The sequence below is a fragment of the Pseudonocardia asaccharolytica DSM 44247 = NBRC 16224 genome, assembly GCF_000423625.1.
Lineage (GTDB): Bacteria > Actinomycetota > Actinomycetes > Mycobacteriales > Pseudonocardiaceae > Pseudonocardia > Pseudonocardia asaccharolytica.
This window is the reverse complement of sequence record NZ_AUII01000023.1, coordinates 66,340-80,605: the sequence shown is the minus strand read 5'-3', so window position 1 is coordinate 80,605 and position 14,266 is coordinate 66,340. Positions and strand designations below refer to the sequence as shown.

At 67.9% G+C, this 14,266-nt stretch carries 11 protein-coding genes, 1 tRNA gene and 4 pseudogenes; 9 read left to right on the top strand and 7 right to left on the bottom strand.

The window, feature by feature from the left end:
- Positions 1 to 186 (bottom strand): annotated as a pseudogene (locus tag G567_RS0119460) (IS5/IS1182 family transposase); the annotation flags it as partial.
- Positions 187 to 681: 495 nt separating this feature from the next.
- On the opposite strand from G567_RS0119460, the gene G567_RS0119455 reads away from it, so the two are divergent.
- From G567_RS0119455 to G567_RS0119450, 3 genes and pseudogenes are all read left to right on the top strand, one after another.
- Positions 682 to 1,701 (top strand): phosphotransferase enzyme family protein, encoded by a 1,020-nt coding sequence (locus G567_RS0119455; protein ID WP_211223973.1) that lies wholly within the window; start codon positions 682 to 684, stop codon positions 1,699 to 1,701.
- A gap of 372 nt (positions 1,702 to 2,073) precedes the next feature.
- A pseudogene (locus G567_RS33450) lies at positions 2,074 to 2,265 on the top strand (transposase); the annotation flags it as partial.
- A 36-nt stretch (positions 2,266 to 2,301) separates the two neighbouring features.
- Positions 2,302 to 2,697: pseudogene (locus G567_RS0119450) on the top strand (transposase family protein); the annotation flags it as partial.
- A 694-nt stretch (positions 2,698 to 3,391) separates the two neighbouring features.
- Here G567_RS0119450 and G567_RS29965 read toward each other — a convergent pair.
- Both G567_RS29965 and G567_RS0119435 read right to left on the bottom strand, forming a co-directional pair.
- Entirely contained in the window at positions 3,392 to 5,221 is a 1,830-nt protein-coding gene (locus tag G567_RS29965; protein WP_245585709.1) for a tyrosine-type recombinase/integrase, read from the bottom strand.
- A gap of 60 nt (positions 5,222 to 5,281) precedes the next feature.
- Positions 5,282 to 5,357, bottom strand: a tRNA-Lys gene (locus tag G567_RS0119435).
- Between the two features lie 144 nt (positions 5,358 to 5,501).
- Here G567_RS0119435 and G567_RS0119430 point away from each other — a divergent pair.
- The 6 genes and pseudogenes from G567_RS0119430 to phoU (G567_RS29960) all read left to right on the top strand — a co-directional run bounded on the left by G567_RS0119430 (position 5,502) and on the right by phoU (G567_RS29960) (position 10,216).
- Positions 5,502 to 6,080 (top strand): superoxide dismutase family protein, encoded by a 579-nt coding sequence (locus G567_RS0119430; RefSeq protein ID WP_028931296.1) that lies wholly within the window; start codon positions 5,502 to 5,504, stop codon positions 6,078 to 6,080.
- Positions 6,081 to 6,105: 25 nt separating this feature from the next.
- On the top strand, positions 6,106 to 7,278 hold the full coding sequence (gene dusB / locus G567_RS0119425) for a tRNA dihydrouridine synthase DusB (protein ID WP_261763837.1): 1,173 nt from the start codon (positions 6,106 to 6,108) through the stop codon (positions 7,276 to 7,278).
- Positions 7,279 to 7,638: 360 nt separating this feature from the next.
- Positions 7,639 to 8,145, top strand: coding sequence for an LCP family protein (locus G567_RS34410; protein WP_147201055.1), 507 nt, complete (start codon positions 7,639 to 7,641; stop codon positions 8,143 to 8,145).
- A 79-nt stretch (positions 8,146 to 8,224) separates the two neighbouring features.
- A pseudogene (locus G567_RS37265) lies at positions 8,225 to 8,698 on the top strand (LytR C-terminal domain-containing protein); the annotation flags it as partial.
- 98 nt (positions 8,699 to 8,796) lie between these two features.
- Positions 8,797 to 9,453, top strand: coding sequence for a phosphate signaling complex protein PhoU (gene phoU / locus G567_RS0119410; protein ID WP_028931293.1), 657 nt, complete (start codon positions 8,797 to 8,799; stop codon positions 9,451 to 9,453).
- 145 nt (positions 9,454 to 9,598) lie between these two features.
- On the top strand, positions 9,599 to 10,216 hold the full coding sequence (gene phoU, locus G567_RS29960) for a phosphate signaling complex protein PhoU (protein ID WP_037057707.1): 618 nt from the start codon (positions 9,599 to 9,601) through the stop codon (positions 10,214 to 10,216).
- Positions 10,217 to 10,242: 26 nt separating this feature from the next.
- Here the strand turns inward: phoU (G567_RS29960) and pstB are convergent, their stop codons facing one another.
- Genes pstB through pstS form a run of 4 tightly spaced genes read right to left on the bottom strand, consistent with a single transcriptional unit; the run spans position 10,243 to position 14,208 of the window.
- A complete protein-coding gene (pstB, locus tag G567_RS0119400; RefSeq protein ID WP_028931292.1) occupies positions 10,243 to 11,019 on the bottom strand; it encodes a phosphate ABC transporter ATP-binding protein PstB in 777 nt (258 codons plus the stop codon).
- Positions 11,020 to 11,032: 13 nt separating this feature from the next.
- Positions 11,033 to 11,944 carry a phosphate ABC transporter permease PstA gene (gene pstA, locus G567_RS0119395; protein ID WP_028931291.1) on the bottom strand — a complete coding sequence of 304 codons (912 nt, stop codon included), beginning with the start codon at positions 11,942 to 11,944 and terminating at the stop codon, positions 11,033 to 11,035.
- Positions 11,945 to 11,978: 34 nt separating this feature from the next.
- Positions 11,979 to 13,049 (bottom strand): phosphate ABC transporter permease subunit PstC, encoded by a 1,071-nt coding sequence (gene pstC / locus G567_RS0119390; protein ID WP_028931290.1) that lies wholly within the window; start codon positions 13,047 to 13,049, stop codon positions 11,979 to 11,981.
- 34 nt (positions 13,050 to 13,083) lie between these two features.
- Positions 13,084 to 14,208, bottom strand: a complete 1,125-nt coding sequence (gene pstS / locus G567_RS0119385) for a phosphate ABC transporter substrate-binding protein PstS (protein ID WP_028931289.1) — start codon at positions 14,206 to 14,208, stop codon at positions 13,084 to 13,086.
- Positions 14,209 to 14,266 lie beyond the last annotated feature (58 nt).

Below are 14,266 nucleotides of genomic sequence, written 5' to 3'. Positions count from 1 at the left end.
TGGCGCGACCCGGGTGCCGTCGAGAAACCAGCGCAGCACCAGCACGGCCTGGCGCCACGGGCCCAACGCGCGCCGGCCCGTGCGGGTGCGGCGGTCGCGGCGCGCACCAGCCAGAAGCTGGGCCAGGTGGACGGCGGTGTGCTCCCCGAGCGGGAGCGTGCCGGTGTAGGTGACAGGATCAGACACGCGGGACCCCAGGTGCGGCAGTCGATCTTTGAGCGGACCGACTCTTCTACCGGGGTCCCGCACCCGTTCGTGGTCATCTACGGATCTTCGGCGTGTCGCGGCCGCCGACCACTGCTACTGGCAAAGGCTCAGTATCCGCCGCGCGCTCCCCGGACGGTCTCGTCGATTACCGACTCAGACACCGCGACCGGACCCGCCACCGGCCCGACCGAGCCGGACTCCCCGGGGCCATCGGACTTGCCAGGGACTACCGTGAGCGCGGGTCTTACCTTCCCGACCGGCACTGCCAACGCCGGCCATTGCTTGAGGGACCTTCAGGACGAGCGGGAGGGTACGCCCCCTCCTTGATCTCGCTCATCCACGGGTTAAAAGCATTGCTCCCGTGGCGCGCCGCCGACTCGAACTAATCAGTACTCGAGTCAGTAGTTGCACTGATCCATCATATTTGAACCCCGACCCAGACTGGGAGGACACAAGTCGTCGCGATGCGTAGGAGTGGTCCGACACGATGCCAGCTACAACGCGGTGGTCATGATGACTTCACTCGACGCGGTGGCGGTTTCCGCGCTCAAGAATTACGACTTCTCGCCAAATACTGCCGTCACACTGACCAACGTCTCCGAGAACGTGACCTACCGGGTGGATGATCGGGGAACCGGGCGTTCTGCAGCCCTTCGCATCCACCGGCTCAACTACCACTCGAAAGCAGCGATCGAGTCGGAATTGTGCTGGATGGACGCACTCCGGGAGGATGGTGTGGTCGCGCCGCCCCGACCGATGACCACTCGAGACGGCGCACGTATAGTCACAGTCGACGACGATCGCGGATTGGCTCGTCATGTCGTGTTGTTCGAGTGGCTACCTGGCCATACCCCGACCGTAGAGGGTGATCTCGTTCCGAGCTTTCGCGTGCTCGGTACTCTCGCGGCCAAGATGCACTCGCATGGGTCGATGTGGCAGCCGCCAGCCTCGTTCGACCGCTACACCTGCAACTACAACACCGCACTGGGGCTGAAGGCGATGTGGGGCCGGTGGCAGGAGGGACTCGGCATCGGACGGTCGGAGCGGAAATTGCTTTCCCGGCTGGACACCGAGGTCGGCAAGCGACTAGTGGGGTATGGAGCCGGACGGGATCGGTTCGGTCTCGCTCATAACGATTTGAGGTTGGCGAACCTTCTCGTCGATGGCGACCATATCCACGTCATCGACTTCGACGACTGTGGCTACTCGTGGTACATGTACGACTTTGCCGCCTCCGTGAGCTTTATCGAAGATGACACACGGGTTCCCGACTGGATGTCGGCATGGCTCGATGGCTACACCAGCCACCGGCCACTCTCGAAGGTAGACATCGAGATTATTCCCACGCTGATCATGTTCCGTAGGCTGCTTCTCGTGGGGTGGGTCGGCTCGCGCCATGAGTACGCGGACGAGGCCGCCAAGCTTGGCACCGGCTTCACGAGCGTCACATGTGACCTGGCTGAGGCATACCTGACGGGCGTTTACCTGATGTAAGAGCGTCCGCCAGTAGGGCGGGTGATGACGGGGGCAGGCACGGCGTCCCCATCGTGGAGTTGTTGACGCTCTGTGACTGGAGAGGGGCCGTGCCTGCTGTTCCAGCATGCATCCTGGAGCCGCTGCGGGAGGAGTTCCTCGCGCAGCGGCCCGAGCACCATGACGATCACCCGTGGGGATGCCATAACCCGCGCATCCCCGATAAGCTGAGTTTCGTCAAGTGATCTGGCCCCGCTGGTCGTCCTGGGTTCGAGTGCTTGTCGCAACACTCCTGATCATGAGGGGTGTGTTGATGGCGAGGCGTGGGCGTAAGCGCCGGTTGGGACTGGAGTCGGAGTACTGGCTGCTGCTGGCGGCCGGGGTGGGCAGGGTAGCCCGTGGCAGCGCGGCACGAACGAGAACACCAACGGCCTGCTGCGCCAATACTTCCCGAAGCGCACCGACCTGTCGATGCACACACCAGGCGATCTCCGCGCGGTCCAGGGCCGGCTCAACGATCGACCACGCAAGCGCCTCGGCTGGCGCACACCCACCGACGTCTTCGGCGAGGCGATGGCATCATGATCCGGCAATCGTTGCGATGATCATGTGAATCCGCCGGTGACCGCGCCGGACGGCCGGCCGCTGTGGACCTCGCCCGTGCGGCCCGGGCGGGAGCACGACACCACCGCCGCCCGCGCGGACCCCGACCTGCTCGCCCGGATCGCCGACTGGGTCGACGACGGCCACCCTAGGCTGGCCGACCTGGGCTACGAAGGCGAGGCCGACATCCTGCGCATCCCGATCAAGAAACCCACCGGCAGCGACCTGAACCCCGACCAGCAGGCCGATAACGCCGTCCACGGCGCCCTGCGCTGCCTCGGCGAACGCGCCAACTCCCTGCTCAAGACCACCTTCAAGGCGCTGCGCCGCTACCGCGGCTGCCCCCTGGGCATCGGGGACATCGTCGCCGCCGCACTGCTCCTACTCCACCACGAACACTGCCGAACGACATGACCCAGGGCATCACAGTCAGTGATCATCATGTTGCTCGGAAAGGATTACTGATCCGTCTTTGCCTGCTTACGCAGCCACGCTCGGTACAGCTCGCGGTCGTGTTCATCCTCAGCTGCCCGCTTCGCCCTCGCCTTGTTACGAGCAACTGCCTCGTTCCACTGGCGCCACCTATACGGCGAGCGGAGCAAGCAGAGGGCGGCGATGACCAACCCAAAGAGTGCAGGTACGCTGCCGTCCGAGCCGACGAGAAGGCCGAGAAGGACCGTCAGAACCAGCAAGACGGCCGTGATGATCACCCACGCTCGTACAGAGAGATGTGGGCGAAAGACCTGCCTGTCACGTACGTGGTGTGTCGTTACCGGTCCCCAGTGGATCGAGTGCCCGATGCGGTCGTCCATGATCAGATTCCCCCCTCGACGGGAGAACACTCCCGTCTGCGCTGTTCACAGCATATGACACAGCCCGAGGTCGAATACTGAACCGTGGACTGCCTAAACTGCCCGAGGTCGTCAGCAACCACCTATAGAAGATGATGAACCAATCTGGGAATGTTACCACCAAACTTCCCTTCATCTTAGTTAGCGCCGATTCTTACGCTCAGAACTGGAAGCGTCTGGGCCTCCCAGGAGCTGCTCTCAAGATCGTCGGGCAACTCCCAGCCCGTGGGCATAATTGCTCAATCTGGAATAGCAGATCATCGGCAAGAACTCACAGGGGCAACAAAAGTCGTGACAAGTTCGTCCTCCCCGGCCTCGCGGAGTTCCATCTCGTACTCGCCGATGTCTGCATCATCACCGCCGCTGCGGCGGACCGCCGCGCTCATCACCTCACGGAGTTCGGCGGCGTTCGTCCGGTCCAGCTCCGTGGTCAGCCTCGCCACGACCGTGCCGCGGTGCCGGATCACGAGATCAAACAACTGCCGTCGAGGATGCTCGCCCAGCGGGCTCCCGTTGCTGGACGAGGCTGGGTCAGGCAAGTGATCAGTGGTGTCGATCGGATCGGTATAGAGAACCCGCACGCCTCGGCCGGGCAGGACCTCGACATAGCCCCATGTCTGCAACAGCGAGACTGCACGCTGTGCTGTCGCCGCCGACACGCCGTGAGCCTCGGCCAGGTTCTTGATCGCAGGTAGCTGTTCGCCCACGGTCACGGAACCGGCTTCCATCTCCCTGCGCAGTGCGGCAGCCACGGCCTCGTACGGATGTCGCGGCTCGGTGATCGTCTGCTCGGCTCGCGCGCCGTTCGCGGGCCGCGCCGGCATTCGGGAGAAGAGGCCAGCAGCCGCGCGCTGGTCGGACTCGGACACCCACGCGGCGTAGACCCGCAGGGTCGTGGTGCCCCCGCCGCCGTGGCCGAGCCGGCCGGCCACCGTGCGCACGTCCACCCCGGCAGCGATGAGCTCCGTCGCCGAGTAGTGCCGCGGCTTGTGGATCGATGTCTGGATGCCCAGGCGCTTGGCCAGCTTCCCGTATCGCTGGCTGACCGAGTCCGGCAGCAGGTGGGTCGAGCCATCCGGGGCGAGCGAGAAGACGAACGCGTCCTTCGCCGGCTCCAGACCGAGCGCCTCGGCACGGCCTGCGCACCGCTGCCGGTGCTCCCGGAGCAGATCGACGGTCTGCGGGTCGAGGGCGATGCGACGGTGCTGGTGGGTCTTGGTGTCCTTCTCCCACGTCTCAGCGCTGCGCTGCCCGATGCTGCGCTCCAGCGCCAGGACGCCGCCGGTGAGGTCGACGTGCCGCCATCGGATGCCGCAGAGCTCCCCTCGCCGAAGGCCGGTCACCATCGCGACCCAGACGAGCAGGCCCCAGTCGGGGTCCTTCCACGCCTCCGCGAGGATCTGGGCCGCCTCCTGCGCGGTCGGTGGGCGCGGGCTGGGCTTCGGCGCCGGGGGCGGTTCCGCCTCCACGATGGGATTCGTCGCGATCCACCGCCAGCGCACCGCCCGCTTCAAGGCGCCGCTGAGAATGAAGTGGATCTGCCGGATGGTCGAGGCGCCCAGCGAGGTGCACGAGTGCGGACGGCGCCGCGCGTCGCACTCGTGCGGCCGCTTCGTGCGGTGCTCGACGTACGGCCTGCGGTCGCAGTGCTCCCGGCAGCGGCGCAGCTCGGCGTAGAACGAGTCGAACAGGTCGGCGTCGAGCGCTCCTACCTGGACGCCACCGATCAGCGGCCGGATGTGCTTGTCGGCGTATCCGACGTAGGTCGCCAGTGTGCTGCGCTCCAGGCCCACCAGCTCGAAATGCCGATCGAGCAGTTGGTCGACGGTGGCGTTGGTGCGGGGGTTTCGCCGCTCGTCGACCAGGCCGGCGAGACGGCGCAGTGCCTTGTCCGCTTCCTTACGCGTCGACGGCCCGGGTGGGATGACCTCCCGCAGGTAGTGCCGCCGCTTGGTCACCGGGTCGATCCCGGCGTACACAGTCACCCGCAGCGAGCCGCTCGGCAGCTCCTCGATGCTCCCCCGCTGACGCTTCTGGCGCCGCCCCGCCCCCGCCATGAGCAGCAGCGTACCGGCGACTCGCACCACATGTGATTCCATGGAGCCGGTACGTGCGTTGGGTCTGACCGCATTTCCGCTGCTAGATATTGGTGGGCCCCCGGGGGATCGAACCCCGAACCCGCGGATTAAAAGTCCGCTGCTCTGCCGATTGAGCTAGAGGCCCCGCCGCTGCGCACGATTCAGACACCGCCCGCGTCGATAGGGTACGACGTGCCGGACGGCGAGCCGTTGGCCCGCCCGGAGATCTTCGCAGCCCATCACCCTAGGTCGCTTGTGATCACGCCCCGTCACCGAGAATCCTCCACTCATGCGAGCCTTCCCGGTCTACGCCGCGAGCGCCCTCGTCCTCGTGGCACTCACCTCCTGTTCGGGCCAGGGCACCTCGGAGCCGACGGAGACCACCGGCGACACCCGCAACGCGGCCGTCGCCGTCACCTTCGCGCCGGACTCGAAGGATGCCATCACCCACCTGCCTGGGCTCGTGCCACCCGGGGCCACCGCGAAGATCACCTCGACCTCCGGAGGTGGGCGGTCGACGGTCACCCTGGAGGTGGCCGGGTTGGTGTCGGATCGGCACTACGGCGCGCACGCCCACACGAAGGCGTGCGGCCCGGCCGCCACCGACTCCGGCCCACATTTCCAGCACGAGAAGGACCCGGTGAGCCCGAGCGTCGACCCCGCCTACGCCAACCCGCAGAACGAGATCTGGCTCGATTTCACCACCGACGCCCGGGGCCGGGCGAGCACAACATCCACTATGGACTGGGAGTTCACCGACCAGGCGCATCCCGCCTCCGTCGTCGTGCACGCCAACCACACTGCGACCGAGCCGGGTAAGGCCGGGACCGCCGGGGACCGGGCGGCCTGCGTCAGCGTGAGCTTCTGAGCCCGGGACAATCAGTGTTGTGAGCGTGCAGGCAACGACCCGCGACGCCACCACACCGCCGACGAAGCGGGTGGTGGCGCCACTGCGCATCGGGCGATACCAGGTCGACACCCCGGTGGTTCTCGCCCCGATGGCCGGCATCACCAACGCCGGGTTCCGCAGGCTGTGCCGCGAGCAGGGTGCCGGCTACTACGTCTGCGAGATGATCACCTCGCGCGGGCTGGTCGAGCGCAACCCGCTGACCTTCCGCATGATCGCCTTCGAGCCGGGCGAGCACCCACGATCGATGCAGCTCTACGGCGTCGACCCGGCCACGATTGGGGCGGCGGTCCGGCTGATCGCCGAGCAGGACCTGGCCGACCACGTCGACCTCAACTTCGGCTGCCCGGTTCCCAAGGTCACCCGGCGCGGCGGCGGGGCGGCGCTGCCGTTCAAGCGACGACTGTTCGAGGCGATCGTTGCCGCCGCGGTCGACAACGCGGCGCCGGGGGGCATCCCCGTGACGGTCAAGATGCGGATCGGCATCGACGACGTGCACCGGACCTACCTCGACGCGGGCCGGATCGCCGCCGACGCCGGCGTCGCCGCCGTCGCACTGCACGCCCGGACCGCGGCGCAGCGCTACTCGGGCACCGCCGACTGGTCAGCCATCGCCCGGCTGCGCGACGCGCTCCCGGCCGAGCTGCCGGTACTCGGCAACGGCGACATCTTCAGCGCCGCCGACGCGCTGGCGATGGTCGCGCGGACCGAGTGCGACGGCGTCGTCATCGGCCGCGGCTGCCTGGGCAGACCGTGGCTGTTCGGCGACCTCGAGGCCGCCTTCGCGGGCCGTCCGCTGCCGGCCCCGCCGAAGCTCGGTGAGGTCGCCGTCACCCTGCGCAGGCACGCGGTGCTCCTCTGCGAGCACATGGGCGACGACAAGGGCATCCGGGACCTCCGCAAGCACATCGCCTGGTATCTCAAGGGCTTCGCCGTCGGGCCGGAGATCCGCCAGCGGCTCGGGCTGGTGAGCAGCCTCGACGAGCTCGACGGGCTGGTTGCCCTGCTCGACGACGACCAGGAGTTCCCGCCCGATGCGGAGGGCCCGCGCGGGCGGCAGGGCTCACCGGGCCGGGTGATCCTTCCGGAGCGCTGGCTCGACGATCCGGAGGACGCCTCGGTGCCTGCCGGGGCCGAGCTGGCTCATTCGGGTGGCTGAGCGCGGCACCCGCGCACACTCTGCGGGGCGCCCGCCCGCGGTCCCGGTTGACGCCGTCACCTGAGAGTGGTCACCCGCTACACGCCCGGTCGACGGCTCCACCGCGACAGTCCCCGTCAGCGGCGCGGCAGCCATGCAGCCGCCGGGCCCGGCGCCGGCGCCACCCGGACCCACGCCTGTCGCGCAGGGCGCCCCGCCCCGCGAACATCGTCAACCGGCAACGTCTCCCGCCGCCAGACCCGCGACGGCACCGCCCGTCCTGTCACCCCCGGCACCGACGAGGCCGCCCGCATCAGATCCGAGCCGAGCAGGCGCATCGACGCGAGCCTCACCCGGCTGACGGCGGCACACACCGGGCTCGTGCTCGGGACCGGCACGTCCGCGGGCTCGGCGGACCCGCCGGGGCCCGCGTCGGACCGCACGCTGCTGGGCCTCGACCGTGGCGTCGCCGGCACCGTCTCGGACACGATCACCGTCGTGCACGTCCCCGCGGGCGGCCCGGTGACCGCCCTCGCCTCCCCTCCCGACCACAAGATCAACTGGCCACCGTGCCGGCACTGGGACCAGGCCGCAGCGACCTATGCGGCCGAGACCGTTCCCGCGGAGGCCCGCTCGGGGATCGACTCCGCCTACGACGTCGGCGGACCCCGCTGTGCGGTGCGGGTGATCCAGCAGCTCACCGGGTTGGCGATCATCCGGTCGTCGCCGTGCTGGGGCCGGTGGTCGACGCGGTCGGCGGCATGCCGGTCTGCCTCGACCGTCCGGTGCTCGACGAGGTGCTGGGCCCGGTCGCGAGCCGTCCGGGCATCACCGAACTCGACGGGAGCCGCACCGCCGACCTCGTCCGAGCCGTCATGTCCAGAGTGAACCCAGCTCCGAACAGGGTCTCGTCGAGCGCAGACAGCGGGTGCTCGGCGCATTGCTGGACAGGGCACTCTCCGTCGAGATGCTGCTGGGTCCCGGCGAGCTGCGGGCTTTCGCGCACGCCTTCGGCCAGGGCGTGCTGACCGACCGAGCCGGGTTCGACGAACTCGTCGCGCTCGCCCGAACGCTGCCGCAGACCGACGAAAATATGATCTATATCACTATTCCGACCACGAGTGAGACCAATACTCGCGGCAACGTCGTCCTCCGCGAACGCGATGCCGCCGCACTGTTCAATGCGGTGCGCTGGGACGCTCCGCTGCCGGCCGAGGCCACCGCGCCGCCGGCTCACCACACGCCCCCGCCATCGGCCATCATCCTGGAGGTCCTCAACGCGACCGACCGCAACGGGCTCGCCGGTCACATCGCCGGAGCCCTACGCCAGGTCGGCTTCACGATCGCCTGGATCGACAACGCGCCGAAGTCGTCCACGGAGACGCTCATCCGATTCTCCCCGGACCGCGCCCGGCGCGCGCTCCACGGACCTCCACCCACTGCCGATGACGCCCGACGGAGCAGAAGGACCGCGACCGTTCATGCCCGATTCACCAGACCGCGCTGCCAGCTGCGGCGAAGCGCTCTACGCTCGGACGCATGCGTGACCACTACCAGGAGCAGCTCGATGGTCTCGCCTCGGGACTGGCCGACATGTGCGACCAGGTCGCTGCAGCCCTGGAGATGGCCACCCAGGCGCTGCTCGAACGAGGCCTCCAGCTTGCCGAGCAGGTCATCTCCGACGACGTCAAGATCGACGAACTCCGCGTGGGCGTGGAGGATGGCGCGTTCGCGCTGCTTGCCCTGCAGGCCCCGGTGGCCACCGATCTGCGGATCGTCGTCTCAGCGATCCACGGCGCGACCGATATCGAGCGGATGGGCGACCTCGCGTTGCACGTCGCGCAGGCGACGCGTCGCCGACACCCCGAACCGGTCCTTCCGGAGGAGGTCAGGCCGTACTTCGCCGAGATGGGCCGGGTCGGCGTCCTGCTCGCGCGCAAGGCAGGCGATGTGATCCGCACCAGGAATCTCGCCGCTGCGGCGGAGCTCGAGACCGACGACGACGCCATGGACGATCTGCACCGGCATATGTTCACGGTGCTCATGGACCGCAACTGGCAGCACGGCGTGGCTGCGGCGGTCGACATCACGCTGCTCGCTCGGTTCTACGAGCGGTACGCCGACCACGCGGTGGCGGTCGCCCGGCGGATCGTCTACGTCGTGACCGGCCGGATGCCCGGGCCACTCGCCGTCTGATCATCGGCGTTCGGCTCGCGATCGGGCGGACCGACGGTTCGAGACCGGACTCCCTGCGGACACAACTACCCGGCGCAACCAGAGATTGGCCCCTGGTTCACCCGCCTCACCGGTTTCCGTGACCCTCCGCGCCTAGACTGCGCGGGTGCGTGACGGGTTGCAGACACAGCTCACTGAACTGGACGAGGGCCTTGCCGAGATGGCCACCGCGGTCGCGACCGCCATGCAGAAAGCCACCACCGCGCTGCTCCAGGGCCGGGTTCGGCTCGCCGAGCACGTCATCGCCGACGAGCCGACGCTGGATGCGCTCCGCGCTCAGACCGAGAAGGTCGCCGTCATCGCGCTGGCGCTGCGGCAGCCGGTGGCGACCGACCTGCGCCGAATCGTCTCGATCATCCGGGTAGCGGGCGATCTCGAACGCATGGGCGATCTGGCTGAACACATCGCCAAATCGGCGCGACGTCGCCATCCCGATCTTGCCGTGCCCGAGGAGGTCCGACCGCTGCTGCAACAGATGGGCGATATCGCGGTCGCCCTCGCGCTCAAGGTCGCCGAGGCGCTCCGGACCCGTGACCTGATCCTCGCGGCCGAACTCGAAACCGACGACGACGCCATGGACGACCTGCACCGCCAGGTGTTCCAGGTCCTGCTGGGCCCGGAGTGGCAACACGACGTCTCAGCGGCCGTCGATCTGACCCTGCTCGCCCGGTACTACGAGCGCTTCGCGGACCGCGCCGTTGCCGTGGGGAGGAGAATGACCTGACCAAACCCCCTCACAGGGGGGTTTGGTCAGCCGAAACGGCCGGAGATGTAGTCCTCGGTCGCCTGCTGAGTCGGGTTGGAAAACATCTTCGGGGTGTCGTCGAGCTCCACCAGATGTCCCGGCTCGCCGGTCGCCCGGAGGTTGAAGAACGCCGTCTGGTCGCTGACCCGCGCGGCCTGCTGCATGTTGTGGGTCACGATGACGATCGTGTAGTCCTTCTTCAGCTCGGCGATCAGGTCCTCGATCGCGAGCGTGGAGATCGGGTCGAGCGCCGAGCAGGGCTCGTCCATCAGCAGCACGGCTGGCTGGACGGCCACCGCTCGGGCGATGCACAACCGCTGCTGCTGACCACCGGAGAGGCCGCCGCCCGGCTTGCTCAGCCGGTCCTTGACCTCGTTCCAGAGGTTCGCTGCGCGCAGTGCCCGCTCGGCGGTCTCGTCGAGCTCCGCCTTGTTCCGGCGTCCCTGCAGCTTCAGCCCGGCCACGACGTTGTCCCGGATGGACATCGTCGGGAACGGGTTGGGCCGCTGGAACACCATCCCGATCGTCCGGCGGACGGCCACCGGATCCACCGCCGAGTTGTAGATGTCCTCACCGTCAAGAAGCACCTCGCCCTCGACCCGCGCACCCGGGATCACCTCGTGCATCCGGTTCAGCGTGCGCAGCACGGTGGACTTGCCGCAGCCCGACGGCCCGATGAACGCCGTCACGCTGCGCGGTGGAACCGCAAGCGTCACGCCGTCCACCGCGTGGAACTTGCCGTAGTAGATGTCGACGTCCTTCAGGTCGAGGCGCTTGGCCATCGAGGAGCCACCCTTACTTGGTCTTCGGAGCGGTCACCTTCGAAAGGAAGGCCGCCAGCAACTGGAAAAGCGTGATGATCAGGATCAGCGTGATGGCCGCACCCCAGACCCGGTAGGAGCCCGCGTCCGTGGGGTTGTTGCGCTCGACGGTCATCAGCAACGGCAACGAGGCCATGTTGCCCTCGAAGATGTTGAAGTTGATGTACGGCGCGTAGGCCACCAGGATCAGCACGGGCGCGGTCTCGCCCATCACCCGGGCCAGCGCCAGCACGACCCCGGTGAGCATCCCCGACAGCGCGGTGGGGATCACGACCTTGACGATCGTTTTCCACTTCGGCACGCCGAGTGCGTAGGACGCCTCGCGCAGATCGTCGGGGACGATTCGCAGCATCTCCTCGCTCGAGCGCACGACCACCGGCACCATGAGCAGCACGAGCGCCAGGGAGACCGCCAACGCGCTGCGGCCCAGCCCGAAGATCGAGATCCAGACCGCGTAGATGAACAGCGCGGCGACGATGGACGGGACGCCGGTCAGGATGTCGACCATGAACGTGGTCGCCCTGGCCAGCCGCGACCTGCCGCCGTACTCCACCAGGTAGACCGCGACCATGATGCCGATCGGCGTGGCGATGGCCGCGCAGACCAGGCCCTGGAACAGGGTGCCGATGATCGCGTGGTAGGCACCGCCGCCCTGCTGCCGCGCCAGCAGTCCGTTGAGCGACTGGGACCACCACTGCGAGTTGAGCACCGCGCCCGCGCCGTTGGCCAGGACGGAGTAGACGACCCAGATCAGCGGGACGAGCGCGATCAGGAACGCGAGTCCGACCAGCGCGGTGGCCCCCGCGTTCTTCATCCGACGTCCGGCGCTGACGCCGACGAAGGTGGGCTCCCGCGCCGGCGCGTCGAGATCGATCGTCGTGGTCATGCCGCCTCCGCGGAAAGAAATGCACCGGCGGGCCTCATGCCTTGGCTCCCGATCTGGCGATGATGAGCCGCGCTGCCGCGTTGACCACGAACGTCAGCACGAACAGAACGAGACCGGCTGCGATGAATGCGCCGGCAGAAAGGTTATTGTTCAGCTCGGCGAACGACAGTGCGATCATCGAGGCGAACGTCGCGCCGCCGTCGAAGAGGCTCCCGCTGAACATCGCCGGGGTCGCCGCCAGAATAATCATCAACGCAATCGTCTCACCGAGGGCGCGGCCCAGTCCCAGCATCGAAGCGCTGATATAGCCGGCCCGGCCGAACGGCAGCACCGTGGTGCGCACGACCTCCCATTTCGTCGCGCCGAGGGCAAGCGCTGCCTCGATCTGCGCGCGCGGAGTCCGCTCGAACACCTCGCGGGAGATCGCCGTGATGATCGGCAGGATCATCACCGCCAGGACAATGCCCGCGGTGAATACGTTGGCCCCCCGGGCCAGCGGCACGTTGCCTTCTTGGAACAGGAAGAACCAACCGAGGTGCTCATTGAGGAACTCGGCGATCGGCAAGATCGCCGGCGCCAGCACGAACGCGCCCCACAGACCGAAGATGATCGACGGCACCGCGGCGAGCAGATCCACCAGATAGGCGAACGGGCGAGCCACCCGCCGCGGCGCGTACTGGGTGAGGAACAGCGCAATGCCCAGACCCACCGGCATCGCGAGGACCAATGCGAAGATCGACACCTCGACCGTGACAAACGACAGTTCGAGGATCCCGAAGTTCAGGTTGTTCGGGTCCCCGGCCTCGAATGTCCGGCCGGTGAGGAAGTTCCCCTTGTTCGCCAGCAGGGACGGGACCGCCTGGATCAGCAGGAACAGGCCGATCGCGCCGATGAGGGCGACCATGAAGGCGCCCGAACCGGTCGCGAAGCCCCGGAAGATCCGGTCTCCCTGTTGGGCCCCCGTCCGCCTACCGGCCTTCAGCAGGGAAGGCGCGGGTTCGGCGGCAGGGGCAGTCGTCGCGGGGACGGCAGAGGCGGAACCGCCTCGCCGGTCGCCGGGATCTCCGGGACCGGCGAGGCTCGCCGCCACGGTCGGGTCGGTCATCGAGACCTCCGTGATGTCGTCAGGGCCTAGCCGGTCACTGACCGCCGCTGCCGATCGCCTGGATCGAGGTCAGCAGCTTCTGCTGGAACGCCGCGGGCAGCTTGGCGTAGCCGGCCTCGGAGAGGTTGGCCTGCCCATCAGTGGCCGCGACCGTCAGGAACGCCTTGACAGCCTTGGCCGTGTCCACGTCGTAGCCCTTCGAGCAGACGACCTCGTAGGTGGCGAGGATCAGCGGGTACTCCCCGGCGGCCGTGGTGCCGTAGACCGACTTCAGGTCGAGCGCGAGGTCGTTTCCGGTGCCCTTGATCTTCGCGGCCTCGATCGCCTTGCCGACCGTCTCGTCGTTCAGCGCAACCGCGCCCGCTCCGTTGTCGATCTGCGCCATGCCTAGCTTGTTGTCCTGGGCGTAGGCCAGCTCGACGTAGGTGATGGACCCGGGGGCCCCGGCGACCGCCTGCGCGACGCCGGCCGACTTCTCCGCACCGGAGCCGACGCCGCCGTTGAACTTCTTGCCGTCGCCCTGTGTCCAGGCGCCCTTCGACGCGGCCTCCAGGTACTTCTGGAAGTTGTCGGTCGTGCCCGACTCGTCGGACCGGAACACCACGTTGATCGGGGTGGACGGCAGGTTCACCCCGCTGTTCAGCGCAGCGATGGCCGGGTCGTTCCAGGTCTTGATGGTGCCGTTGAAGATCTTCGCGGCGGTCTCACCGTCGAGCGTCAGCGTGTCGACGCCGTCGAGGTTGTATGCGATCGCAACCGGCCCGAAAACCAGCGGCAGGTTCCAGGCGGGGTTGCCCTGGCAACGGGCCGCGGCGGCCTCCGCCTCGCTCTCCTTGAGCGCAGAGTCCGAACCACCGAAATCGACGAGCCCAGCGGTGAACTGCTTGATGCCCGCACCGGATCCGGTCGGATTGTACGCGATGTTCGCGTCCTGGCATTTGGCCTGGTAAGCCTGGGTGAAAACGTCCATCGCGTTCTTCTGCGCGGACGACCCCTCGGCGTTGAGGCTCTTCTTCCCACTGCAATCGACAGCGGGGGAGTTTGCGGCCGCCGACGAATTGCCGCCGACGGTGGTGCTCGGATCGCTGCCACATGCCGACAGCAGGAGTGCTCCCGCCGCCGCAATGGCAAGCACGACACCGTGCCGCTGGAGTTTCACGAGAATTCCTCCGGTGGAGTGACGTTTGCCGCGGCTCGGGTGGCCGCTCGCGGAGGAC